The organism is Glaciecola punicea, assembly GCF_001756615.1.
Taxonomy (GTDB): Bacteria; Pseudomonadota; Gammaproteobacteria; order Enterobacterales; family Alteromonadaceae; genus Glaciecola; species Glaciecola punicea.
In genome coordinates this window covers 156,169-181,379 of record NZ_LZXY01000006.1, presented here as the reverse complement: position 1 = coordinate 181,379, position 25,211 = coordinate 156,169, and the positions used below count along the sequence as shown (strand labels likewise).

Genomic DNA, 25,211 nt, shown 5'->3' with positions numbered 1-25,211 from the left:
TGCTAGCAAAAGGGAGTTTGAGATAACTTTCGTGACTATGAGGGTCGTTAATTTCTTATGTTAATAGTCCATTGGTACTGAAACCTGGCGAGTAAGGTACAAACGGTCCTACCATGAAAAAGTGATTTTCCTAATATTGTGTCGTGTTGTGCTATGCCCCAAAATCGAAGTCGCGTTGAACAGCAAAGTCTTTGGTGTGCTGCTAGTCGGGAGGCGCTCGCAGCGATGGCAATTATCGTCACATTGTGCTTTTGACATTTCTCACATTCGGTAATGTCTATATTGAAGACGCGTTCTAACTAGCCTGTCACCGGTCTGTGAGCAGTCCCTGCCAGCCATGTCATGCACCTAGCATGGTGCGCGCTTACCGATGTTTGCATCCTTTGCCGCCGCTCTGCATACACGGCTCATTTGGCGAGTCGTTATTAAGTTAATAGGCAGTTGGCCTGGAAACAACCAATCGCCATTTAACCAGTCTGAGTTAAGGGATTGAGTTTACACATATTCATTTCGTCTATCATGCATGACGAAGGGGACTTATGGTTTGGATAAGCTGATTCATGATGGTGCTCCTGAATAGGTTAAAGGCACAATGCCTTTAACCTACCTTAGACCCGGAACACCTAGAGTGTGAAGTATTATAATGTTAAAGCGGCAACCAACTACCGCGGAGGGGTTTAGTCCTTGAATCTGTAGCGATCATTAGGTTAACAGCTACTCGCTTTATACAAAAATGTGGACCCTCTAAGAGCGTGCTGTTGCAGGATAAAGGTATATATTCAGATATATGTCTTTATTAAAAATGAATCGCTATTCTTAAGTTGATATCAAATATATGAGAAGTGTTGCTGGTAAAATTTATTGTTTGCGTACATGATAGTCTCTCAATGTCCTATGCGCTGTTGTGCAAGAAGGCTTCACTTTGGAATATAGAAATGACTATTAAGTATTTAGCGATAGCACTATTGGTATTTTCTTTTGGCGTAAAATCGTCATCAGACTTTAGCCAATTAGAAACCCTCTTTACACAATGGCGTGCTTTTGAGATGGCGCCTTTACATGAGCTTGCGCCAGATTATCGGAAAAAAACCTTCGAAAAACGTCATGTTGAATGGGCGCAATTTAAAACCCAATTGCTAGCCTTTGATAAATCACAGTGGACGGTGCCACAACAAATAGATTGGTTTGTGATGTTGGCAGAACTCAATGGCTATGAATTTAACGACAAGGTGCTAATGCCGTGGCGCAGAGATCCGGCGTTTTACAAGCAAGTGTGGACATATAAAAGTGATGTACCCGCTCATGAAGGTCCAACTCCGCATTATGTCACCGAACTATGGAGCTATTCATTTCCAATTAGCGATAGCGAGCAAAATAGGCTTATTAGTGATTTATCTCGCATAAAACCGTTTCATGCTCAAGCCAAAGAGAACTTAACGGGAAATGCAAAAGAACTATGGGTTGCCGGCATTCGTGATCTTCAAAAGCAGCACAAAACATTACTAGATATTACATCGAAAATTGACACGACGGATAATGCGACACTCATAAAAATACACCAGCAGGCAACGCAGTCAACGGCGCAATTTGTTATGTGGTTACAAGGGCAGAGTGCCTTAAAAACGGGGCCCTCAGGGCTTGGCATTGAGCAGTACACCTGGTACCAAAAGCATGTGCATTTATTGCCTATGACATGGCAAGATGAGGTAAGTTTGCTGCAACGCGAACTGGATAGAGCTTGGTCATCATTAAAGTTAGAAGAGCAAAGAAATATTGGATTACCAGCATTAGTGCCAGCGAAAAACGCAGAAGAATATGATCTCTTAGCTACTCGCTCCGCTGATTTCTTCCTTAGATTTTTGGATGAAAGGAATATTGTTACGGTTGCTGATTATTTTAAACCCGCGCTTTACGCAAAATTGGGTAGTTTTGTGCCTGAAGCCACCCGTAATTTCTTTTATATTGGATCGCACCTTGATCCAACGCCTTTATATTCGCATTTTTATCATTGGTTCGAGCTGGCGATAATGGAGAATGATCCTAACCCACGAACTATCAGAAAAGGTGCATTGTTATACAATATTTTTGATAGCCGAAACGAAGGCACAGCTACCGCTGTTGAAGAGGTATTTATGCATGCCGGTCTATATGATGAAAATCCACGTTCGCGTGAAATTGTGTGGATTATGCTTGCCCAAAGAGCCGCTAGAGGTTTAGGCTCTTTATACGCGCATGCGAATCAAATGACGATGGAGGAAGCGGGTGAAATTCATATGAACTATACGCCTAGAGGCTGGATGAAAACAGAACCTGATTTACTCATTTTTGAACAGCATCTTTATTTGCGCCAGCCCGGTTATGGCACCAGTTACGTTACCGGTAAAGCTCTACTCGATACCGCCATCGCACAAAAAGCAAAGTTAGACGAAGAACAGGGACAAATTTTTGTCTTAAAATCGTTTTTTGACCAATTAAATAGTATAGGAGGTATACCCATCGCGATGGGCACATGGGAAATGACCGGCAATAAGCCCGCTTTTCTTGATGAAGTAGAAAAAGTTGCAAGGGCACACTGAACCAAAACCACATTTGTTGATGGCATAGCATTTAATACTTTTAGTGAATCATAAGAAGCTTTCTGTAAACAAAGAAGGTAGTTACATTAAATTAAAAGGCACTGAAAATGTGCCGATTGACTTGTTGACAGTAATTTATCTCTTGATGAAGCGGCTGCCATTCATAATGAAAAATTGGTTTCGTGTTTCAGTCGTTTAATCTCCTGATGAAGAGGCATTAACCGTTAATCATGGACAGTTACGCCGATTACGGTGCGGGTATTAATGTATAGCATTAATACCTGTATTTATTTGAATTAAAATTCAAGGCATATTTTACCGAAATGGCGATTACTTTCCTGATACTCAAAAGCATCGACTATAGCGTCAAGTGAAAATATTTTATCAATTACTGGCTTCATTTGATTAGCTTCAATAGCTTTTATCATTTCTTGCTGCTGAGTTCGACTTCCAACCAGTACTCCTTGAAGCCTAACTTGTTGTGTAAACGCGTTAACAAGATTAAGCTCACACGTTTGGCCCGACAAGATGCCAATAAGAGAGATTTGTCCACCTATTCTTACTGCAGCTAACGACTGCTCTAATGTTTCTCCACCACCAATTTCAACCACGTGATCAACACCAATGCCACCATTCAATACTTTCGCGCGCGCTCCCCAATTGGGTTCAGTTTTGTAGTTGATAACATGATCGGCGCCCATTACCTTTAATCGTGCCAGTTTTTCATCACTGGACGACGTTGCAATCACTTTAGCACCCATCATTTTTGCAAATTGCAGCGCAAAGATTGAAACACCTCCAGTGCCTTGTAATAGCACACTATCACCGGCTTTAACCGTGTTAAATCCGGTCAACGCGCGCCAAGCAGTTAAGGCAGCTGTCGTTAATGTTGAAGCTTCCACATGTGACCAGCCTTTAGGCGCTTTTGTGAATGCATTTAACGAAGTGGTGACATATTCACGAGCATAGCCATCAATACCGTCTCCCGGCACGGTGGAAAAACCATCAACGATGGGTTCACCGCTTATCCATGTTGGAAAAAAGGTACTGACCACGCTGTCACCAACCTTAAACTCAGTCACATTCGTACCGACCTCAACGACTTCCCCTGCACCGTCAGCCATAGGTATTCTTCGTTCTGGCGACGCCCAAAGACCTTTCACTACAGCATAATCATGATAATTTAAAGAATTAGCATGAAGCCTTACTGTTATTTCATCTTGACTTGGCTGGTTTACTTTTGTCTGCCCAACGGTAACAGCATTAAAGCCTCCGCCAGCATTGACAACAATCGTTTTATTTTCCATCAGTATTTCTTTAGGTAATTAAATGTTGTGCGGACTATATCAGCTAGGTTACTATAGTCAACTAGTTAACTTTTTGTAACCTACTATCATGAATAAAGAATGCTATGAGCCCTGTCCTGTTGAAAGAGGTATGCGTATTATTGGTCACAAATGGACTGGGTCTATTTTATGGCACTTGAAAGACCAACCTTTGCGCTTTAATGAAATTTCGAGACAGCTAGCGGGCGCTAGTAAAAAAGTGATTGCAGAGCGTTTAAAAGCCATGGAAGCCAATAAACTTATCACTAGAACAGTGCTATCAACAAAGCCTATTGCGGTTAGTTATAAGATAGCAAAAAAAGGTGTAAGCGCACTCTCTATTCTTGAAGAGCTTAAAGAATGGACAATTGAAAACAATATGTAAAAGCGTAAGTATGGCAACTTGCAATGCTAAGCTGTTATAACACACATTATATTAGGTTGATTAATTACCTATTTATCTTAACGATTAATATGAATAACTACAGTATTGTAAAATTTATAAGATAAATAACGACTGACTAAATTTTATGCCTTGTATTTGAGTATAGGACAAATTAACGCTAGCACGTTTCAAACCACGCCTTCTTAGTTGTGGCTGGTTTTGCATTTTTTTGTACAGTTATTCCTTCACTGCTTGTGGCAGAAGCTATTCATAAAATTGGCCCAGAACTCACCAGTAGTGGCATCGATATTTGCCGTTATCCTCTTGGATGAACCTTTTACGATTTATTATGCGGCTGGACTCACACTTATTTTGGTGGCTGTAGGAATGATGATGAAGCCCAAAATAAAGTAACATGCCAGAGATCACTTCCAGTGCAATAACGAGTTTATTTATGTGGTGGTAGCATTGCAATCACTCATATATATTATGACTTTAATACCAGCCTTTGGACCCTTCTTATCTGCAGTAATTATTTATTTTTATCCATTAAATAATCAGAGACATTCAAAGATTGTTGAAGAAATATAGAATAGACAGCCTGAGATGAATCCGACAAGCAAAAAAATTATAAGAATATTGATGTACTCTTACCCACAAAATCGATCTCTGTTGCATGCATCAGGGATGTGTTTTATTCTCTTCGTCTTTTGATTTTATAGTCTCATTAAAGTCAAAATAATAAACATTGGGCATACTAAGGCTGTTTTTAATGGTCACATCGGTGGGAATATACGCTGTAAAACCGCGGTATTTTGGTCATCTGGGAAGTGTGAAAAGAAGCTATGGAAAAAACGTCACAAAATGGATTGGCCTCGGTGCCAGCGGTTACTCATTACTTGAGATCTGCTTGTGCTTGCGGGATTGAACCTATTCCTTTTATAGATATTGTCGGTATTGATCCTAATCTACTGAAAGTACAATAACAAACATATCTCAAGTCAGTCAATGGAGAACTTGCTTGCTTTGCTTATAAAAGCTAGTAAGGATCCTTGTTTTGGTTTAAATACCGCACATTTTGTTGAACCGGCATCATTCAACGTGTTGGGCTATATATCAATGAACTGCTCTACCCTTAGAATGATTCAAGCCAAGATACCTCTCCATGAAAAAATTGTTGGTGATATGGGCGTTACATCAGTGGAGATCAAAGATGGATTTGCTCTTCAACGCTGGACTTGTAGCTTTAATGATCCATTGGTACGCAAGCATGAGGTAGAGAATGTATTAGCGTCATGGTGTTTATTTGCCAAACAGCTTCTTAATTTTCAAAGTTGGCATAGCATCTGGTTTGAACATAATGGGCCAAGTGACCCAGATTTAATGGACAGCTATACTGACTTATTTGGCTGCGAAGTATTTTTCAATCAGCCAGCAAGTGGTTTTCGCTTTTTAGAGTCAACATTGCTTGAAGTTATTCCGTTTGACGCTTAAGCAACAAGTACCCTCTAGTCAAATTGTCGCCGGTATTCTGGGTATGAGTAGTCGGACTTTGCAGCGCAAGTTAGATGAGGAAGGCATTTGCTACAAAGATATACTCACTGAATTGCGTCTAGAGTTAGCTTTCTATTACTTAAAGCACACTAATCTAACTGTCGATGCAATTGCCTGTCAGCTGGGTTACGCTGAAGCGCGTTCTTTCTATCGCAGGTTTAAGCACTGGACTGGACGCGCCGCTGGGTTTTACCGAGCCAAACCAACGTCGCTTATTTAACTAGTCCCTGCTCCTTAGCCCAGGCATGAGATCGCTTCATACCCTCTTCAAACGACACCTCCGGCGCCCAATCTAGAATACGCTTAGCCTTGTCGATAGAGAACCAGCTTTTAGTGCTCAATTGTAAAACAGTCGCAGGTGATGCCTCATTGAGTTTACCTGTCCAATCGGCAACTTTAGAGGCGATAGCCGATATTCTTAGTGCCGTCTTCGTCGATACTTGCATCGGACCTTTCTTGCCCAACCAATGATAAAGCGGAGCAAAATACTCTTTCGTCGTTATATAGCCCTCACAGGAAAGATTAAAAATTTCGCCGGCTGCTAGCGGATTAGCTGCGGCCAAGACGATGCCTCTAATTAGGTCGTCAATGTAGACAGGTCGAAAAAAACCAGCTCCTTTTGCGGGAAGCATAAATTGGTTTTTAGCAATGGCTTCCAGAGGCGCAATAATCCAAGGACGACTACCCGGACCGTAGACGTCACCAGGACGGATAATTACAACTTCAATATCACCATTAGCCTGAGCAGCTAACACAGCATGCTCGGATGCTAATTTGGTCAACACATAGCTGCCACCATCGGCATGGACGGGATAGTCTTCGTCAATTTCGCCTTCTGCTGCATTACCATAGGCAACTATTGAAGAAATTTGGACGAACCGACGAACGTTATATTTTTTGGCCGCTGCAATCAAGTTGCGCGTAGCCAATACATTCACACGCCACATGTCACAGTCCTGCATCGCATTGGAAACGAGGGCAGCGGTATGAACAATAACGTCGCATTCTCCAAGCAGATGTTTAATACTCTCAGGCTGAGCGATATCACCCTCGACAATATCATGGCCATTGCCTTGAAGATCAACGCCAATAACAGCGGTCCCCAGATCTTGATAGTGTCGCATTAGTGTATTGCCAATAAAACCGCTTGCACCAGTAATCAATACTTTTTTTATTCTATTCTGATTCATGAAAGCCTCTTAGTAAAAGTGAATGGCCGGTAGTAATCTACCCCATATTATTGCGGTAGAATTTTCCGACAAATTTGGCTATTAGCATCTTTGGAAATAGATGGGTAATGGCAGCAGTAATTTTATTAGACAGTCCTGGAACGATGGTTGTCTTACCTGCGAGGCAACCGTTGATACCTAATTCTGCAACCACAGCGGAAGCCATCATCATCTTAGGTGCAATACGCAATGTTTCACCCTGCGCAGGATTATCCATCATTTTAGTGGCTGTGAAGCCAGGACAGAGTGCGGAGACAATGACACCACTTTTAGCAGCAAGCATTTCATCCGATAAGGCTTGAGTAAACGACAGCACATACGCTTTACTCGCCGCATAGACATTTTGGTTCGGAATTGGCATCCAAGCAGCCAACGACGATAGATTTAGAATATGACCCGCTTGACGGCTAGCCATATCATTGGCAAAGAGATGAGTTAATGCAGTCAGCGCGAGCATGTTTACAGTCATCATTTTTTCTTGCTCGCCGAGGTCTAATTGATTAAAAAACCCGTTGTGCAACAGACCGGCATTGTTAATTAGAAAATCAACCTCGAATCCCTTTTCTCTTACGCGACCAAATAAAGTCTGTGCTGCCTTTGGTTCAGAGAGGTCAGCGACCATGACCGAGCACTGAATACCATAAGTCTCAGTTAGTGTTTTCGCTACTATATTTAATTTGTCTTCTCGGCGAGCCACTAAAATAAGATTATAATTACGCTTTGCTAAAAGGGTACAGAAATCCAATCCGATGCCATCTGAAGCACCAGTTACAAGTGCAGTTTTATTCGTCATAATGCTCTTCTCTTCGTAATTCTAATTTATTTATAGTCTACAAATATAGGTGATGACCACGCCTGCTGACCTACTAATTTTTTGCACTGGTCGCTTTCAGCAGTTCGGAAATCACCGAAACAGGGATCGGTGCTCTCGCTCTCGCCATCGGCATTAAATTTGGTTCGTAAATTACCTCCGTTAATAGTTTCTATAGGCTCCTCTATCGCTCTTATGTAATAGAGAGCATTACGCCCTTCTGCAGCAAAATCAGCATCTTCAAACTCAATAACGCAACCCTTGGCTGAGGGAGTGCATTCAAATTGGCGCCAAGGGTCTTCGATCAAAGGCGCAACGGCTTCACCAATAGTTATCTGCGGACGAATCTTAATAATTTCGATACGTTCGATGAGATAACGGTCATCAGACGGGTAGTAACATTCGCCAAGTGACATTTTTTCTAATCGCCTTGAATCCAATGCTTCAACCACATAGTCTGGACAACCAGGCAGTTGCTTAAATGAACCAACGACTCTAGCCTTAAATCGCGGATTATCAGTCATTTTGACAACACTACCCATTGGGCTGGGCGCATTTTCAGGTGCATTGATTAAATCAAACCAGAGCAACATACGATGGCCACTAGTACCGTAGACTTCACGACGTTTCATGGCATTCCAAATAGCATCTCTATCACGACCATCGGCATGCACTGCGGCCAAACCGCCAGTGCTCAGAAAAGAAGTTGAGCGTTCAAATTCTGAAGCAAATATTTTTGCGCTTACCGGATCAATCTGGTCTGCTCTCAAAGATACTGGAGCGGCATCTGGCACAACAGCTGTGCTGGCAAAAATGGCTCCCCAAAATGAGTCTCGAACTCCAGTTGAATCAGTCGTCTGAAGGCGCTTAGTTTGCTTAAATCCATGTCCCGCTCTTGCAGAATGAGTATCAGTAGAAGCGATAAACCCCCAGCGATAACCCAACGGTTCAGTAGGGTCATCAAGATTCTGAAGCGCTAAGCCGTACTGGACTGATTTGCGTGGTTTATAGTTAAAGGCGGGTAAAAATCCATCTCTCATTTGGCCTGCATCAAGCCACTCCTCCGGAGTACTTCCAGGCACAGTCATAAATCCAAAAATGGTATCTACTTGAACAAAATTAAATCTTGCATCTCTAGCGCGCTCGTTACAAACTTCATCAGTCTCATGGGCGGCTAAACATCGATCACGAATAATTTCACCGGCTTGCCAACAGGCAGGTAAGTAGTTTTCCTGTGGTTCTGGACAGGACCAATGCCCATCTGCATCGATAGTCCTTACTGTGAAATCTCTAAACACCTCAGAATTTCCGTGTCCTGAGTACACTTCAATTAATCGCGTTTTGTCTGAGTCACTATTTTCTGCCGTTAATTGATGCTTCCAATTTGCATTTGGAGGAGTATAAAATCCCCAGCTAGTTCCGTGGGGGACGACAATTGTATCAAATCCCCATTGATCTAGCCGACTAAATAATTCGCCGGGGGTGGCAGCACTTTCATAACAATTTGCCGGAAGATCCGGACTCGCGATCGAAGGGTCACAAGCGGGCGTCGCCGCCATGCGTCCTACCCATGTGTTATAGGAGGCATAGTATTCCTTATGTCTAGGGTCTAACAGTCCAAGAATTGCCGATTGCTTGCCGTCATTTGAACGAGCAGCAATAGTGGCTACGCCAACACCAACTGAGGCAATAGGACGCATTGGAAGTTTTGCAGGATCATCGTCCTTAAATAGAACGTTGTGGTGACCAAAATGATTTTCAGCGACAGTGCCGACCTGCGTCCACTCCCATCCAACGAAGGCCACGATGTCTGGGTTTGTCGGATCACCTGCGGTCCGATTACATTGGCGAACAGACTCGATGCCGTCCAGCCATTGGTTGCGGGTAAAACTTTCAGCATGATCGGTTAAAAAGTAAAAATCGAGCTGCGAAACGAACCGTGCGTAGTCACAGGCAAAAGCCGGCGGAAAGGCTCCAGACGCACCATGCATCATAGGTAAGCTGTACATGAAGGCATCGGCAGAATTAGTCGTATGCACATGGGTGTCACCAAATAGAATCTGTTTGTCAGCTGCGTAACCAAGCATAGTAGTATTGGCCTGCTGACTTGTCGCTCGAGCTTCAATAACGCTATTAGGTAGACGCAGAGGTGTGATTGAGGTGGGGCTTAGAGGTGTCTGTGACCAAGCTTTGTCGTGATCCTCGAAATATCCTGGAAAAAATTTATATACTCCATCTGGCACATTATTAGTAAGGACTAATGTGACTGCAATGACCATTAATCCGGTGACAATAGCTACTTTCTTTATCATGTTTTAAAACCCCCCTGTTATAGTTTACAAAATTTCATAACTGCGACTGATAAACCAATAAATACCGAGACCACACAGTGATGCAGATAATAAATCCACAACGAGTCTGGGACTTAACCACGATATTTTTTTTCTGACCACGAGCGCCAACAACCAAAGACCGAAAACGATCACCAGCTGACCTATCTCAATACCTGCATTAAAGCCGAGTAAAGCTGGCAATAGTCTCTCGCTAGGCAAACCAATCTCTGTCATTGCGCTAGCAAAACCAAACCCATGAATAAGGCCAAAGGCAATTGCAAGCCAAGGTCGACTGGACAGAGGTGTAGTTCTGTTATCAGTACTTAAATAGGCATAGGTAAATAGTGCTAACCCAAGCATAGATAGGAACGGCAGGCCAACAGAAAAGATGAAGTTGAGTGCGGTAATAAAAACTAAGGCTAGCATAGCTAATGACCCAATCTTGCGTGTTTTACCCGTCATGATACCAATGTTTTCGGCGGCAACAATGGCAATGGTAAAGCCAATTAGTGCTTCTATTGCAGGAATATCAGGCGCAACCCACCCCATAACGGAAGCGCTGAGAGTTATACTATGCCCTACTGTAAAGCCAGAAATTAGCCAAACAACTTGTTTCAAGTTCGTGATTAAAAGGAGCAGGGCTATCAAAAAAGCAATGTGGTCAAGTCCACCAAAAATGTGCTGTATACCCAGTGCTGTATACTGGCTAATAGTGGCGTAAAGACTGGAAACTGAGTCTGAGTCTGACTTTTTAATCACTAAGCGTTGGCGGTTACTGTCAGTGAACAAATATTCTAGCGCCGGTTGACCATTCACTCCCACTCTAGCGTAGTGCACATGCGAGCTGGCAATAGTAAAGAAACTATCGACTTTTAAGCTGATAGGGTCAGATATCGAGGGGCAATCAAAAACCAAAGTAGCGCTAATAAAGCCGGACTTTGCAGGTACAGAAATTGCCGGAGAGATGACAGGACATTCAATTTCGTTCTGGAAGACCATCACCGTGGCGGCAATATGATCAGATAGCAGGATATCCAACCGCTCCGACGAACTTGTCTGTAATCGTGTAACCTCTCTCGCCTTAGTCGTGAATACCGTACTGATGACAGAGTCAGAAATCGTCCACTGCGAGAAAGACTGACTGCGGTTATGAGCGTTAACTGAGGGCGCCGCGGCAAGTGTGAATAGCACTGCAATCAATAGCCATGGAGTGGACCGAGGTAAGCGCATCATTTAGTCTCTCTAACGGTACTAACCGATGCAGGGCGCTTCTGGCTATGCCGCTCAATCGTTGCTGACTGACGTAACTGCTCAAGATAAATTTGTATTTGACCCACAGTTTCAGAGTCAGAACTAGTGGTATTAATGGTGTCTAATAGTGTTTGTAGAGTGCGTTGGCGAATATCAGGATCTGAGCGTAATAAACCAGACTTTAGGGCATGCTGCACCAATAATTGTTCATCAATGAGCTTGTTAAGTATAAGTTGACGGTCCATAGGAGTGGAATCACCGCGTTGTTCGGCGGAAAATAAATCTATAGCACGCTGGTAATCAGCTGTGCGAATAAAACGGTCGTTAACTCGGACAATTATATCTGCGTCAAATGTGTCCTTGACCATAGGTAGTATCGCATTTGAAAGACTGACAATAAGACCAATAAGAGTGCCTATTGCAATCATCGTTAGAGATCGCTTGACTGCGCGTGGCTTATTAATTGAACTCACCATTTAGCATCCTTTGGGATGCCCAGGTCCTCAAGCAACTTTTGATTAACAACAATGGAAGCCTCTTGACGCATATCTTGTAATGCTGTGTCTAGAGCTTGCTGCCGGCCTCGGCTATAGAATTCACTCTCAACCGCCTTTCTGATGATGTGATAAGGAGGCAACGCTGCTGGGCTGATGTTAAGCACCTGAACAATGTAATAAAGGTCTTGATACAAGATGGGTTGAGAAATCTCATTGGGAGCTAATTTTAGAGCGAGGTCAGCAATTGTTGAACTCAAATAACGACGGATCATATGCTCCGGTAATGATGCCGCCGGCATGTTAACAATACTGGCTTGCTTAAAACGAGCAACAACATCGATAAAAGACTCGCCGGTCAAGATTGCCGTGCGAGCACTGGCCGCAGTTTTGGCCATTCCAAACTGAGCAACGACGAGCTTAATTCTACTGGTTTGTTGAAAAACGGGTTTGTTGTTGGCATAGAATGCAATTAGATCCTCTTCGTCTACCGGAGATGAGAGAAAGTCATTAACGATGTTGTCAACAACAGCACGAATTAACAACTTGCTAATGCCGGGGTCTTCCGTTGGTATATCGAGTTCTTCCGCTCGCTGTATAATTAGCTCATCGTCAATTAAACGTTGTATTAAACCTTGGTATTGGCTGTCACTAAGATTTTCGAGAGACAGGCCAGTACTGCGTTCAAGGACTGCTTGCAGAGCTTCTACTGATATAGAAACCTGATTGACAGTAAGCAGTGTCCCAGCGGGAAGAAACGGCCAGTTAATATAGCGAGTCGAGCCGACTAAAACCAAACTTAAACCTAATGCACACATTAAAGTGCGACTAAGAGTTTTGAATGAAGTGACCGGTTGACTCATTACTAATAACTTATTTAAATTAAGGTACGATACTATAGCGCAACAGTTGCAAGTTACACTGTCTGAATAAGTCAAAATACTCACAAAATCGGACAATAGCTTTAGAATGTGAACTTACGGTTAATATGACATCTGCAGCAACAGAGGCACTGATCTACTGCGTTAAACCTTCTAATAATTCCTCAATAAGTAATTTTCATTGAAAATGGCATATAGCCGACTTTATGCTCGGCATAATGACTAAGTGGATAGTGGTTTTTAGTAGAATATTTTTAAAAGAGGACCACTCCGTATTAGCTAAACTCCAGAGCATAAATTGGTAATTATTAACACGAAGAAATGTGTTTAAGGTTACTACATCCACTTTTTGCCGTAATTTAGCGATAAAGTACATGATTTGTTGAGCAGAGTAAAAACAAAGATACTTTACAATTAGTTAACATCCAGACATTATAGTATCTGAGTTTGTTAACCCATTACTTTTCACGACAGCAACGAGGCTTTTGACGTCAATGTTAGATCTTGTCCGTGCAGCATCATTAACTCATTTTGAGCAAGTGGTAGAGGAATTTGGAGGCGACCCTATAGCGCTTCTGCAACAAATCGATCTGTCGCCAAAATTACTCAACGAACCAGAAATGCTATATCGTTATTATGACTTTATTCGATTAATGAATCTTGCGTCTGAGTCATTGAACCAAGAGGCATTTGGATTACATCTGGGTTGTAGGCAAGGTTTTAGTATGTTTGGTTCAATGGGCTATTTGTTAAAAAATTGCAGAACCGTGGGTGATTCGTTGATCAACTTGCGGCGGTTTTTTCATGTGCACCAAACTTCGGCTGATGTAGGCTTGTCTATTTCAAAAAAGTCAGTCACGCTTTCTTATGCGATTAACATCGACGTAAAAACTAGTGCTATTCAAGCACTGGATGTGTCCTTGGCATTTGGCATTAATTTACTTAAAACATTAACTTCTTCTAAAATAAATATAAAGTCAATTCATTTGCAGCATGCGGCACCTGCTGATAAAAAACGTTATAAAAATTATTTAGGGCTAACCCCACTTTTTAATAGCACATTCAACGGTGTTATATTTGATGCTCGCATTTTAGATAGAGTTATTGACGAGGCCGACCCTCAAATCTTAGCTATATTAAGCACTCAATTAGACTTAAATAATATAGGTTATGTTGATGAAATGCCAAATTTTGTTGAAACCATCATTCGTCAAAATATTGCAGTGGCCCTGATGAGTATTGATGAAGTTGCCCAACATATGTCGTTAAGCGTTCGGAATTTACAACGCTATCTGAAAGAACAAGACACATCATTCAGGCATATTGTTGATAATGTCCGAAATAAGCTTGCGTACCAGTATTTAATTGATTCTACTTTAAGCCTAAGTCGCGTATCAGATTTATTGGGATTCTCAAATTACAGCGAGTTTTCTAGAGCTTTTAAACGTTTAAACGAAGTCTCTCCAAAAGATTTTCGCAATATTCACTCCCCAAGAAAACGCTTTACTCGCCTTAAAAACATGTAGAGCCTTACCGCTATTAATATAACAAGTCAAACCGGAATGAACTGTAAATAGGAAAAAACGAAGTTAATTTTGACGGGATCTACCGAAGCACAGAAATCCAATAGAGTTAGGCTTACTCTAATCATAGAATCGTAAAAAGCATTTTATATGACGTAAAAAGTCATGTTATTCGGAATGTAATCTATAAAATTACAGTTAAAATAAATTATTAGCAACGCTAGATGGCTATGTCTAAACGCGAAACTGTAACAAAACAGAATAAAGGAGTCCGGCTGTGTCTAATCTGATTAATCAAATTGAAGCACTAACACCCATTCTTGAAAAACAACATCTGGCATTTAGCGCTCAGCCTTTTGCTGATTATGCAACGCGTATAGACAAACTAAAAAAGCTAAAAAGTCTCGTTCTCAACAATCAGAACGCACTGATAGAAGCTTTGCGTTTGGATTTTGGTCAACGTAGCGCTGATGACTCGTTAATCGGAGATATACTGACCACTGTTTCAGGTATCAATTACAGTATTAAGCAACTAAAAAAGTGGATGAAACCGAAACGCAAACATATAGGCATTCTTTTTCAACCCGCGTCTGGACAAGTAGTGTGTCAGCCATTAGGTGTTATTGGCATTATTGTGCCGTGGAATTATCCCTTGTTTTTATCTATGGGACCTCTAACCACTGCGCTTGCTGCCGGTAATCGTGCCATGCTGAAAATGTCTGAATTTACGCCAAACACCAATGAATTGCTCGCAAATTTACTTGCTAACGAGTTTGCTGTTGAAGAAGTTGCTGTTATTGGCGGTGAGGCTAATGTGGCAAAAGCTTTTTCTAACATGCAATTTAATCACTTGTTCTTTACTGGTTCGACAAAAATAGGCAAGCTAGTAATGCAAGCGGCAGCCCAAAACCTGGTGCCTGTTACTTTAGAGCTTGGTGGTAAATCGCCAGCTATTATTGGTGAGGATATGAAGTTATCAATAGCAGTTGAGCGCTTCATTTTTGGTAAAACAGTCAATTGCGGTCAAACATGTGTTGCGCCAGATTACATTTTCTGCCCACAGGGCAAGGTAGACAATTTGGTTGAAGCGTTAAAATCGCGCTTCAACTTAATGTTTCCTTGTGTACAAGAAAATTCTGATTATACCAGTATTATTAATCAACGCCAATATGACCGAATTCAAAAATTGTTAGATGATGCGCTAAAAAAAGGGGCAACTATTATTCCGTTAGCCGTTGAGAAAACCGATGCATCCCAGCGAAAAATACCGTTGACCATTGTTACGAACGTGACTGATGACATGCAAATTATGCAAGAGGAAATATTCGGCCCACTGTTACCCATTATAGAATACAAAGACATTAATGAGGCTATTGGCTATATCAATGAACGCCCGCGCCCACTAGCTTTATACATCTACAGCTTTGATAAACATATTCAACATAAAATCTTGCAAGAAACTATCACCGGTGGCGTATGTATTAACGACGCAGCATTCCATGTTGCTATTGATGACTTGCCATTCGGTGGAGTAGGCGCCTCAGGCATGGGAAATTATCATGGCGAGGAGGGGTTTATTCGCTTTTCACACGCTAAGTCGATATTGACACGAGGTAAAATATCCTTTGCCTCGCTACTGTTTCCGCCCTACGGCAAAACAATACATAATTTAGTGTATAAATTCTTTATTCGATAAAACGCACAGGAAAAAAAATGGCAACCATTAATAGCTTGGCCGATTTAATTGAACAAACGCTGATAAAATATTCAGACAAACCCGCTTTTCATTGTTTAGGACAAACCCTCACCTTCGCTGAAATTGAACGCCAGTCTTATGTTTTAGCGGTTTGGCTACAGCAACGCTCAGGACTACAAACGGGCGATAGAATTGCTATTCAATTACCCAACCTTATTCAGTATCCTATCGCTGCCTATGCAGCATTGAGAGCTGGTCTGGTGTTGGTCAATACCAACCCGCTCTATACTACCCGTGAGATGCAGCACCAATTCAAAGATTCAGGTGCAAAAGCGATTATTATATTGGCTGATTTATATCCTAAATTGGCTGAAATTCAATCCCAAACCGACATTCGACAAGTTATTTTGACACAGGCCGCTGACCTATTGTCAACCGATCAACAGCCAACAACACCAGAGGGTACTCATCAACTACTGAATATTTTAAACGCGCACGGCAACTCCAAACTGGTACCTCGTAAAAACCAGTCATTAGACGATGTTTGTGTTTTGCAATATACCGGGGGGACTACCGGGGTTTCGAAGGGTGCGATGTTGACGAATGCCAATATTATTAGCAACGCTCAACAGGTATCTCCGCGACTGGGCTTTGATCCAGAAGTCGATAGCGAAATTTTCGTATGCCCACTGCCACTTTATCATATATATGCATTCACAATTAATATGGTGGTGCTTACTTGTAGCGGTAGCCTGAATATATTGATCCCCAACCCACGTGATCTTAGTGGATTTATTAATGCCATTAAACCCTTCAGATTTACTGGGTTTGCAGGTTTGAATACTTTATTCATCGGTTTGTGTGGTCAACCCGAGTTTCACAAATTAGATTTTTCTAGATTGAAGATAACTATTTCAGGCGGCACGGCGCTAACAACCTCAGCAGCTGAGTTATGGATGAAGGTGACGGGTTGTTCTATCGCAGAGGGCTATGGTTTATCAGAAACTTCACCCGTACTTTGTATGAACGAACCGGGCAGAGAACTCATGGGCACGGTGGGGTTACCGTTGCCCGATACGACTATTAAATTTATTAATGCGCAGGGCACTGAAGTTGTCCAAGGTGAAGAGGGCGAGTTAGTCGCTCGTGGCCCGCAAATAATGCAAGGGTATTGGCAACGGCTAGACGAAACTGCAAAGTCCATGACTTCAGATGGTTTTTTTAAAACCGGCGATATCGGGCTAGCCTTAGCAACGGGGCACATCAAGATTGTTGACCGCCTCAAAGATATGATTATTGTGTCTGGATTTAATGTCTATCCTAACGAAGTTGAACAAATTATTACTCAGCACCCAAACGTGCTTGAGGCAGCCGTTATAGGTGAGCTTTGTGAACACTCAGGAGAGAGGGTGTGTGCCTATATTACGCTACAAAAAGACCTTACCGAGGCAGAATTAATTCATTATTGCCGAGACTACTTAACCGGATACAAAGTGCCTAAAAAGGTAGTCATTATGCAGGAGCTACCAAAATCTGCTGTAGGGAAAATTTTGCGCCGTGAATTACGTAAATAAACGATTTGATTTAATACAAAACCATTAATGATCCTGAATTAGCGATTATGGATTAGTAACCATGAATTACAGATCGTAAATTAGCAATTCTGAGTTCACGATAGTGAAACGCAAATAATTGATTAGCCTTGGAGAAGACTCATGAATTTTGATTACATAATAATTGGTGCCGGCTCTGCTGGGTGTGTATTAGCAAATAGACTCACCCAAAGCGGCCAACATAGCGTTTGCCTGTTGGAAGCTGGCTCTGATAACAACAGTTTTTTAGTCGACACACCCGGGGCATTTGCCGCGTTTATGTTCCTAAAGAAATACAACTGGAGTTTCAATGCCCAGAAAAAGGCTGACATTAGGAAAGGTGACGCGATGTTTATTCCTCGCGGGAGAGGACTTGGTGGTAGTTCAGCAACCAATGCCATGCTATATGTTCGTGGACAAGCAGAAGATTATAACCATTGGGCTGCGTTAGGCAATGACGGCTGGTCATTTGGTGACTTATTACCCTACTTTAAAAAATCAGAGCACAATGAGGATTTAACCGATGAGTTGCACGGTCAAGGCGGGCCATTAAATGTCTCTTCTCGCCCGATTAATTATGAGATTAGTAAATGTTTTATTGAAGCGGGTAAGCAAGCAGGATTTAAATACACAAACGATTTCAATGGTGAAGACCAAGAAGGGATCGGCTATTATCAGTGCACTATAAAAAACGGAAAGCGTTGCAGCGCGGCAAGGGGTTATCTGCTCCCTGCCATGTCTCGACCTAATTTAGACGTGAAAACGGGCGCTCGAGTCAAACGCATTTTAATCAAAGACAATAAAGCTATTGGTGTTGAAGTAGACATCAGTGGCAAAACGCACATCATAATGGCTAATAAAGAAACTATTCTAAGTGCAGGCTCCATACAGTCGCCTCAAATTCTGATGCTGTCAGGTATTGGCGATGAAGCGCAATTGGCTAAACACAATATTTCTGTTGCAAAGCACCTGCCCGGAGTAGGTAAGAACCTTCAGGAGCATGTTGATGCCTGTATCTTAGTGCGCAGTAAAAAACGTGATGGCTTTACTACGTCACCACTGAGTATGTTAAAAATGATTCCCGACATATTTGAATATATCTTTAAAAAGAAAGGTAAATTAGCCAATAGTATGCTGGAGGCTGGTGCTTTTTTAAAATCCTCAGGCGGACTTACCCGACCGGATATTCAATTACACATGGGTCCTTTATTGTTTGACGACAACGGACGAGATTTAAGGCTCATGAGCGGCCACGGTTACTCTTGTCATGTATGCGTGTTGCGCCCCGAGAGCCGAGGCAACATTCAGCTAAAATCCAATAACTACTTAGATGAACCGATTATCGATTTTAATTTTTTTTCCGATGAACAAGGCAAAGACCGTCAAGTCATTATTGATGGTATGCGCCAATTAAGGAAAATCATGGCCGCTCCTGCATTTGATGAGTACAGGATAGATGAGATGTATCCTGGGTCTGAAAATGAGTCCGATGATGATATTTTTGCTAAAGTGAAAGAACGCCTCGGTCTGGTTTATCATCCCGTTGGCACGTGTAAAATGGGTCATGACGAACTTGCTGTAGTGGACGCTGAGTTGAAGGTACATGGCATTGCCGCATTGAGAGTTATTGATGCGTCGGTAATGCCCACATTAATAAGTGGCAATACAAATGCACCGACAATCGCCATTGCAGAGAAAATGGCAGATTTAATATTGGCTGATTAACCATCTTCACACATAATTAATTAGGATTCGGTGATTTATATGGGAATTAAATTTATTAAGTTAGCTAGAAAAGTTAGTGCTCGTAAAGTAGATGTGTTGCTCTTCAGCATTGTAGCGATTGTCACAACAATTACTATATCCAGTGAGGTAACTGCACAAACTAATGACGCTCAACATTACTTGGCTACTGAGACGCCAACAAAAGTTTTTTGGGGCGATACTCATCTACATACGCGCATATCCGGTGATGCTAGAGGATATGGTAATACGCTAAGCCCCGATGATGCTTACCGCATTGCCAAAGGAGAGACTATCGAGTCTTCGACAGGGCAACAGGTCAAACTTAACCGCCCCCTCGACTTTATTGTGATTGCTGATCATGCTGAAGGATTCGCTATCATGGACGAGATATATTCGGGGAATAAATTATTTACAGAAGATCCGATCGTTGCACGTTGGTCAAAAATGCTGAATACCGACCGTAAACAAGCCTTCATAGCGATACGCGAAATTATTGTTGCACAGGGCGGAGGCACCTTACCAAAAATTATTTTGGATAATCCCGAATTTACAAAGAATGCTTGGGAACAGTATTTAAAAGTTAGTGAGGGTCACAACGAGCCAGGTAAGTTTACTGTCATGCATGGCTTTGAATGGAGTGCAATGAAAAAAGGGAATAATTTGCATAGAGTGGTCATTTACCGTGATGGCATTGATAAGGTATCGCAAACACTACCAATAGATAGCAACAGAACGGCTCACAACCCAGAACAATTATGGGAGGCGCTTGCAGCATATGAAAAACGCACTAAGGGCAGTGTGTTAGCTATTCCGCATAATCCAAATTTAAGTGGTGGGCTAATGTTTGCCTTTACCAAACTGAATGACGCACCCTTGGACAAAGAATATAATGAGTTGCGAGCGCGCTGGGAACCTTTGGTCGAAATAACACAAATCAAAGGTGATTCTGAAACCCATCCGTTTCTTTCTCCTAACGATGAATTCGCAGATTACGAAACATGGGATGTGGCTAATTTGAGCATGGTTACTAAAACAACTAATAGCCAATTACCGGGCAGCTACGTGCGTGATGCTTTAAAAAGAGGTTTGGCACTTGACAAAAAAACTGGCGCAAACCCATATAAATTTGGCGTAATCGGCAGCTCAGATTCTCACACTGGTATTGTTGCTGGCGATGAAAGTGAATTCTATGGTAAACACAGCTCATCTGAGCCTAGTTCTAAGCGCTGGGAACGGCCGGTTAGTAAAAGCCAGAATGGGGTCCTTATAAACCCTGGTTGGAAAATGGCATCTGCTGGCTTAGCTGCAGTTTGGGCTTCACAGAATACTCGTGAAGGAATATTTGATGCAATGCAACGAAAAGAAACCTATGCGACAACCGGACCGAGAATTCAATTACGTATGTTTGCTAGCTGGGCCTATGATGATGCACTTTTATCATCTCACAGTTGGATAAAAACGGCATATATGAAGGGTGTACCGATGGGGGGCACGTTACTTCTCGATGAAAACAAGCAAACAATAAAATCACCAACTTTCCTCATAAATGCCATAAAAGATCCGATGGGAGCGAATTTAGACAGAGCGCAGATTATAAAAGGCTGGGTTGATAAAGACGGAGAATTACACGAAAAAGTATTTAATGTTGCATGGTCTGGAGACCGCAAGCTTGATGCTAATGGTAAGCTTAATGAAGTAGGAAATACTGTTGATATAGCCAATGCAACATACACAAACACAATAGGGAGTGAAGAGTTTTTAATTACATGGAAAGACCCAACGTATCAAGCTAATCAAAAATCGTTTTACTACACTCGTATATTGGAAATTCCTACCCCTAGATGGACTGCGTTTGATGCGAAAAAATATGCTCAAACATTTCCGGCCAATGTCGACATGATCGTTACAGAGAGAGCATACAGCTCGGCAATATGGGTTAATTGAGGCGATTTAAATTGACGCTACAACGTATTTTAAGAGAGCCCTTGCTCTATTTTGCTGGCATTACTCTTCTTATATTTATTGTTGATTATGCATTAAGTAATCAGCAAGTTCCTAAGATTATTATCAGTCAGGCTGACATCAAAATGCTTTCGTCAAAATGGGAGAAGGCTTACTTTAGAGAACCCAGTGATCATGAATTAGATACGCTTATTCAACAACGGATTAAGGAGGAAGTGTTTGCGGCACAGGCAATAAAGATGGGGCTTGATCAAAATGATTCAAATATTCGCTTTTGGCTTTATCAAAAAATCCTTTTTTTATCAGACTCATTAATTGAGCAGGCATCTTCAAATAGAAACACCTTAATTGAATATTTTAATGATAATCAAAAAAAGTATATACGAGCAAAGCGTTATGATATATCAATTGGAAAGTTGTCCGAGACAACATGGGACTACGAAGAGTCAAAGCTATCAATTGTCCTCAAAGACTTAACATTTACTGATGCTGAAGAACAGGGACTGTTAGCCATTTCGGGATTTAATCAATCTATTAACAATATAACTCTAACTGAATTAAAACAGCGTCTGCCTGAACATTGGATAAGGCCTCTAGAGGATGTCTTGTCGCCTAGCTGGCTACCCGTTATTACAGAGTCAGATTCACGCATTGTTATTTATGTAAGTAATATTTACGCACAAACGATGCCTCAGTTCGAGGAGGTTAGTTCCAAAGTGGTGCTTGATTTTACAAGTGATGAAGCGGAGAAAAATGAGGCTTTATTATTCGAGAAACTTAAGCATAATTATAATATTGATATACAGGATATTAATTAGTGCAAAGGCTGTTTGTATGTTTTTTTGCTTTACTTATAATAGGCACTTCGAAAGCTGATGACATCAGGTTAGGATTAATTGATATAACAGAAACATCTCATTCAAAACCATATACATATGATGTTGTGACCAAATTACCGGTTATTACTCGCGAAGATATTCCACTTACGACTGTCTTTCCAAATGATTGTGTTGCTAACCTCACAATTAATCTAAATAGCTTAAACACAAAGAACCAGCAGTATCGTCTTGTTTGTGAAACGACATTAGGCGGCAAATCTCTAGATTTACAATTTTTAAGTGGCAATGATTATGCAATAGTAATCAAATATACAAGTCTCGAAAAAGTGGAAACCATTCAGAAAGCCAGCAGTGACAGCCCATTAATTATACTAGTCAAACGCAGCACTAACGTGTTTGTTGATTATACGCTTTTGGGTATAAAACATATTCTAGTTGGCTGGGACCATCTTTGTTTTGTACTACTGTTGATGCTTTTAATCGGAATTAATAAGAATTTAATATTTGTAATTACTGGTTTTACTTTGGCTCATTCAGTAACCTTGGTGACTTCAGTTTTGGGCATATTTACGCTCCCAATAATTGCAGTGGAAACCAGTATCGCCTTAAGTATTGTATTTTTAGCCCGAGAAATAATTAAGATTTTGAGGGATAGTAACTACATATCTTTTACCAAAGAACATCCGTTTATAATTACCAGTCTATTTGGTCTATTGCATGGCTTCGGTTTTGCCAGTGTGCTGCTAGATTTAAGCTTTCCCCAAACAAGGGTTTTTCAAGCTGTGTTAGGGTTTAACCTTGGTGTAGAGTTAGGCCAGTTATTATTTATAGGTTCATTGATTTTACTAGCTAGATTGAGCCCAACAAGAATAATAAAACATTGCCAATTTTTCCTTGCCTTAGGAATAGGTGGTATCGCTGGATTTTGGTTCATTACTCGATTATTAAGTTTATAACATTCACTCTACTGTGTTACGGATGCATCGCCTTTACTCTCGACCTACATAGAGAAGCTAATTGGTAAGCGTCCGACCAATTACACCTAGTCTAACGTAACATTCCATGGCATTAGACTTTCTACGTTACAAGCCGGCTCAACAGATTTTTCTAGCACATGCATAAGATAATCGAAGGGGACTAGTCCGTTAGCCTTAGCGGTCTCAATGACGCTATACAAAACCACGCTGGCGTTTGCGCCGGTCGCGGTTTGACTAAATAACCAATTTTTTCGCCCAATCACGAACGATTTTACTGCCCGCTTACTTCTATTATTATCAATATTTAGACGACCATCTTGTGTATAACGAATGAGTTTTCCCCACTGATTCAGAGCGTATTTAACGGCTTTACCGGTGCCACTATCAGGCGTCACTTGCACAGCCGATTTGTCTAGCAAGGTTTTGAACTGGTCGAGTAAAGGCTTACTTTTTTCTTGCCTAACGGCATAGCGCTGCTCAACCGTCATGTCTTTAATTAGGGTTTCCACAAGGTACAGCTTTTGAATATGGTTAATCGCCAAATCCGCTTTCGTCACCTTCTTACTGCCGTTAACTTGGTGCTTTTGAGCCTCAATAAACTTACGCCGCGCATGTGCCATGCACCCTACGAGTCTGGCTTGTGTGGCATGATATGAAGGGTGACCATCTACTTGTAAGTAGCCGTCGTAACCCCGCAAGAAGTCTATGGGGCACTGCCCGCGCCGCGTAGGCTGATACTCGTAGAGCTCAATATTGCGCGTGTCATCCTCTTTTATATTCCCTTTGGGTGAATCGGCCCCTGAGTTATACACCCACATCTGCGATTTTAGATTGTCATCCGTAATGACTTTAAGCGGTGTCTCATCGGCCCGCATCACACCTTGCCCAAGTAATATGTTGTGCCAAGGCTCATATAATAATTGGCTCAAGGTCGCGGCTATCTTAATCACCCAGTCAGACATCGTTTTTCGACTCAGTTCAATCTCAATTTGCGCAAAGATTTGCTCTTGACGATAAAGCGGTAAACCGAATTGATATTTACGCGTGATTATTTGGCTGACTAAGTTAGGTGTCGCATAGCTTTTAGGCATTACGCTGTTAGGTACAGGCGCTTGTTTGATAGGGTTTGACGTGCCTTGTTTCTCACACAACCGGCAACCATACTTAGGACGGTGATGCTCAATGACTCTGGCGCTGGCCGGTATGAACTCGAGCTTTTCGGTGACATCTGTGCCGATACGATGCAATTCGCCTTGGCAGCAGTCGCATATCTTTTATGCGCTGTTCTGCTGTCGTTTTCATCGCTCATATTTTACAGTAATAAAAGGCTAAGCGGTTGTTTTTAGGTAGATTAAATGGTGATCAATAATCCGTACTTATGATCGAATGTTATAAGCCAACGCTTGTATAAAACAAGGGTTTATGCCCTTCAATGGCAAAGCCGCCAAGCAAGCTTTGCAACGGCTGCTCATTGGGCATAACGCTCGCCGCCGTTGACTTTGGCCATTTGAACATGTCTTTTTCAAGGCGTTTATGCCACAGGGCAAACCCGGTGCTATCCCAATACAACACCTTTATTTTGTTGCGGCCCTTGTTGGTAAACACAAACAGCGCACCCGATAATACTGACGCATCGAGCTGCTGCTCCACGAACATCCTCATGCGGCTAAGCCTTTTAATAAAGCCGCTAGCCAAAGAGGGTCGCATTGCGATGAAAGCGATACTTGGGCATGATGCGTTTGCACGACAACTGAGGTGGGTGCGCTGATAAGCTTTGCTTTTATCAGCTTTGGCTCAACCTTAGCGGTAGCTAACAGTCGTTTTTTATTGTGAGCTTTGGAACGGACCCTGGCATGTCGCTGGTAATAAAAGGTTTGTATGGGAATGTTTTGGCTGGCGACAGAAGTCAACGTTGGATGGGGGCGATACTGCTTTGGCATCCATTATGGCTTGCCATTCATCTTTTGTACGTATTGTCATCTAAGGTCTCGGTGTTATCAAAACCTTAGTGTCTGAATTATAGATGGGTTACGCTAG

20 protein-coding genes and 1 pseudogene are annotated in these 25,211 nt (G+C 41.9%); 11 read left to right on the top strand and 10 right to left on the bottom strand.

Features of this window, described 5'->3' with window-relative positions; translation table 11 throughout:
- Window positions 1-935 precede the first annotated feature (935 nt).
- Window positions 936-2,576, top strand: coding sequence for a hypothetical protein (locus tag BAE46_RS09315; protein WP_006007001.1), 1,641 nt, complete (start codon window positions 936-938; stop codon window positions 2,574-2,576).
- Between the two features lie 296 nt (window positions 2,577-2,872).
- On the opposite strand, the gene BAE46_RS09310 is transcribed toward BAE46_RS09315, so the two are convergent.
- Window positions 2,873-3,883, bottom strand: a complete 1,011-nt coding sequence (locus BAE46_RS09310; RefSeq protein WP_006006999.1) for a zinc-dependent alcohol dehydrogenase family protein — start codon at window positions 3,881-3,883, stop codon at window positions 2,873-2,875.
- Window positions 3,884-3,971: 88 nt separating this feature from the next.
- Between BAE46_RS09310 and BAE46_RS09305 the strand changes: the two genes are divergently transcribed.
- The 3 genes from BAE46_RS09305 to BAE46_RS14610 all read left to right on the top strand — a co-directional run bounded on the left by BAE46_RS09305 (window position 3,972) and on the right by BAE46_RS14610 (window position 6,060).
- Entirely contained in the window at window positions 3,972-4,286 is a 315-nt protein-coding gene (locus BAE46_RS09305) for a winged helix-turn-helix transcriptional regulator (RefSeq protein ID WP_051987344.1), read from the top strand.
- Between the two features lie 993 nt (window positions 4,287-5,279).
- Entirely contained in the window at window positions 5,280-5,780 is a 501-nt protein-coding gene (locus BAE46_RS14615) for an AraC family transcriptional regulator ligand-binding domain-containing protein (RefSeq protein WP_280513156.1), read from the top strand.
- Window positions 5,770-6,060, top strand: coding sequence for a helix-turn-helix transcriptional regulator (locus BAE46_RS14610; protein ID WP_171901020.1), 291 nt, complete (start codon window positions 5,770-5,772; stop codon window positions 6,058-6,060). Before BAE46_RS14615 ends, BAE46_RS14610 begins: the two co-directional genes overlap by 11 nt.
- Here BAE46_RS14610 and BAE46_RS09295 read toward each other — a convergent pair.
- Genes BAE46_RS09295 through BAE46_RS09270 form a run of 6 tightly spaced genes read right to left on the bottom strand, consistent with a single transcriptional unit; the run spans window position 6,053 to window position 12,821 of the window.
- Window positions 6,053-7,030, bottom strand: a complete 978-nt coding sequence (locus BAE46_RS09295) for an NAD-dependent epimerase/dehydratase family protein (RefSeq protein WP_070112489.1) — start codon at window positions 7,028-7,030, stop codon at window positions 6,053-6,055. The genes BAE46_RS14610 and BAE46_RS09295 overlap by 8 nt on opposite strands.
- A 37-nt stretch (window positions 7,031-7,067) precedes the next feature.
- Window positions 7,068-7,862 carry an SDR family NAD(P)-dependent oxidoreductase gene (locus BAE46_RS09290; RefSeq protein WP_070112487.1) on the bottom strand — a complete coding sequence of 265 codons (795 nt, stop codon included), beginning with the start codon at window positions 7,860-7,862 and terminating at the stop codon, window positions 7,068-7,070.
- A gap of 26 nt (window positions 7,863-7,888) precedes the next feature.
- Window positions 7,889-10,192: a DUF3604 domain-containing protein gene (locus tag BAE46_RS09285; protein ID WP_083256848.1), complete on the bottom strand. Its 2,304-nt coding sequence runs from the start codon at window positions 10,190-10,192 to the stop codon at window positions 7,889-7,891.
- 24 nt (window positions 10,193-10,216) lie between these two features.
- Window positions 10,217-11,446, bottom strand: coding sequence for a HupE/UreJ family protein (locus BAE46_RS09280; protein ID WP_070112485.1), 1,230 nt, complete (start codon window positions 11,444-11,446; stop codon window positions 10,217-10,219).
- A complete protein-coding gene (locus BAE46_RS09275; RefSeq protein WP_070112483.1) occupies window positions 11,443-11,940 on the bottom strand; it encodes a SurA N-terminal domain-containing protein in 498 nt (165 codons plus the stop codon). The genes BAE46_RS09280 and BAE46_RS09275 overlap by 4 nt, the downstream gene beginning before the upstream one ends.
- Window positions 11,934-12,821 (bottom strand): peptidyl-prolyl cis-trans isomerase, encoded by an 888-nt coding sequence (locus BAE46_RS09270; protein ID WP_083256847.1) that lies wholly within the window; start codon window positions 12,819-12,821, stop codon window positions 11,934-11,936. The genes BAE46_RS09275 and BAE46_RS09270 overlap by 7 nt, the downstream gene beginning before the upstream one ends.
- 512 nt (window positions 12,822-13,333) lie before the next feature.
- On the opposite strand from BAE46_RS09270, the gene BAE46_RS09265 reads away from it, so the two are divergent.
- From BAE46_RS09265 to BAE46_RS09235, 7 genes are all read left to right on the top strand, one after another.
- Complete coding sequence (locus BAE46_RS09265; protein WP_070112479.1) at window positions 13,334-14,365, top strand: AraC family transcriptional regulator; 1,032 nt, start codon at window positions 13,334-13,336, stop codon at window positions 14,363-14,365.
- A gap of 274 nt (window positions 14,366-14,639) precedes the next feature.
- Entirely contained in the window at window positions 14,640-16,058 is a 1,419-nt protein-coding gene (locus BAE46_RS09260; RefSeq protein WP_070112476.1) for a coniferyl aldehyde dehydrogenase, read from the top strand.
- A 17-nt stretch (window positions 16,059-16,075) separates the two neighbouring features.
- Window positions 16,076-17,632, top strand: a complete 1,557-nt coding sequence (locus BAE46_RS09255) for an AMP-binding protein (RefSeq protein ID WP_070112474.1) — start codon at window positions 16,076-16,078, stop codon at window positions 17,630-17,632.
- A 141-nt stretch (window positions 17,633-17,773) separates the two neighbouring features.
- On the top strand, window positions 17,774-19,375 hold the full coding sequence (locus BAE46_RS09250; protein ID WP_070112472.1) for a GMC family oxidoreductase: 1,602 nt from the start codon (window positions 17,774-17,776) through the stop codon (window positions 19,373-19,375).
- 39 nt (window positions 19,376-19,414) lie between these two features.
- Entirely contained in the window at window positions 19,415-21,340 is a 1,926-nt protein-coding gene (locus BAE46_RS09245) for a DUF3604 domain-containing protein (protein WP_083256846.1), read from the top strand.
- An 11-nt stretch (window positions 21,341-21,351) separates the two neighbouring features.
- Window positions 21,352-22,176 carry a hypothetical protein gene (locus BAE46_RS09240; protein ID WP_141729329.1) on the top strand — a complete coding sequence of 275 codons (825 nt, stop codon included), beginning with the start codon at window positions 21,352-21,354 and terminating at the stop codon, window positions 22,174-22,176.
- On the top strand, window positions 22,176-23,153 hold the full coding sequence (locus BAE46_RS09235) for a HupE/UreJ family protein (protein ID WP_070112467.1): 978 nt from the start codon (window positions 22,176-22,178) through the stop codon (window positions 23,151-23,153). Before BAE46_RS09240 ends, BAE46_RS09235 begins: the two co-directional genes overlap by 1 nt.
- Window positions 23,154-23,239: 86 nt before the next feature.
- Here the strand turns inward: BAE46_RS09235 and tnpC are convergent.
- The 3 genes and pseudogenes from tnpC to BAE46_RS14810 form a co-directional block, all read right to left on the bottom strand.
- A pseudogene (gene tnpC / locus BAE46_RS09230) lies at window positions 23,240-24,448 on the bottom strand (IS66 family transposase); the annotation flags it as partial.
- Between the two features lie 115 nt (window positions 24,449-24,563).
- A complete protein-coding gene (gene tnpB, locus BAE46_RS09225) occupies window positions 24,564-24,836 on the bottom strand; it encodes an IS66 family insertion sequence element accessory protein TnpB (RefSeq protein WP_216094983.1) in 273 nt (90 codons plus the stop codon).
- On the bottom strand, window positions 24,833-25,114 hold the full coding sequence (locus tag BAE46_RS14810) for a hypothetical protein (RefSeq protein WP_070112460.1): 282 nt from the start codon (window positions 25,112-25,114) through the stop codon (window positions 24,833-24,835). The genes tnpB and BAE46_RS14810 overlap by 4 nt, the downstream gene beginning before the upstream one ends.
- Window positions 25,115-25,211 lie beyond the last annotated feature (97 nt).

Bases quoted from the DNA above. Each gene is read 5' to 3' on its own strand.
- BAE46_RS09275 (WP_070112483.1), bottom strand. From the start codon at position 11,940: ATGGTGAGTTCAATTAATAAGCCACGCGCAGTCAAGCGATCTCTAACG.
- BAE46_RS09265 (WP_070112479.1), top strand. From the start codon at position 13,334: ATGTTAGATCTTGTCCGTGCAGCATCATTAACTCATTTTGAGCAAGTG.
- BAE46_RS09310 (WP_006006999.1), bottom strand. From the start codon at position 3,883: ATGGAAAATAAAACGATTGTTGTCAATGCTGGCGGAGGCTTTAATGCT.
- BAE46_RS09290 (WP_070112487.1), bottom strand. From the start codon at position 7,862: ATGACGAATAAAACTGCACTTGTAACTGGTGCTTCAGATGGCATCGGA.
- BAE46_RS09305 (WP_051987344.1), top strand. From the start codon at position 3,972: ATGAATAAAGAATGCTATGAGCCCTGTCCTGTTGAAAGAGGTATGCGT.
- BAE46_RS09285 (WP_083256848.1), bottom strand. From the start codon at position 10,192: ATGATAAAGAAAGTAGCTATTGTCACCGGATTAATGGTCATTGCAGTC.
- BAE46_RS09245 (WP_083256846.1), top strand. From the start codon at position 19,415: ATGGGAATTAAATTTATTAAGTTAGCTAGAAAAGTTAGTGCTCGTAAA.
- BAE46_RS09250 (WP_070112472.1), top strand. From the start codon at position 17,774: ATGAATTTTGATTACATAATAATTGGTGCCGGCTCTGCTGGGTGTGTA.
- BAE46_RS09255 (WP_070112474.1), top strand. From the start codon at position 16,076: ATGGCAACCATTAATAGCTTGGCCGATTTAATTGAACAAACGCTGATA.
- BAE46_RS09315 (WP_006007001.1), top strand. From the start codon at position 936: ATGACTATTAAGTATTTAGCGATAGCACTATTGGTATTTTCTTTTGGC.
- BAE46_RS09270 (WP_083256847.1), bottom strand. From the start codon at position 12,821: ATGAGTCAACCGGTCACTTCATTCAAAACTCTTAGTCGCACTTTAATG.
- BAE46_RS14810 (WP_070112460.1), bottom strand. From the start codon at position 25,114: ATGCCAAAGCAGTATCGCCCCCATCCAACGTTGACTTCTGTCGCCAGC.
- BAE46_RS09280 (WP_070112485.1), bottom strand. From the start codon at position 11,446: ATGATGCGCTTACCTCGGTCCACTCCATGGCTATTGATTGCAGTGCTA.
- tnpB (WP_216094983.1), bottom strand. From the start codon at position 24,836: ATGAGGATGTTCGTGGAGCAGCAGCTCGATGCGTCAGTATTATCGGGT.
- BAE46_RS09295 (WP_070112489.1), bottom strand. From the start codon at position 7,030: ATGAATCAGAATAGAATAAAAAAAGTATTGATTACTGGTGCAAGCGGT.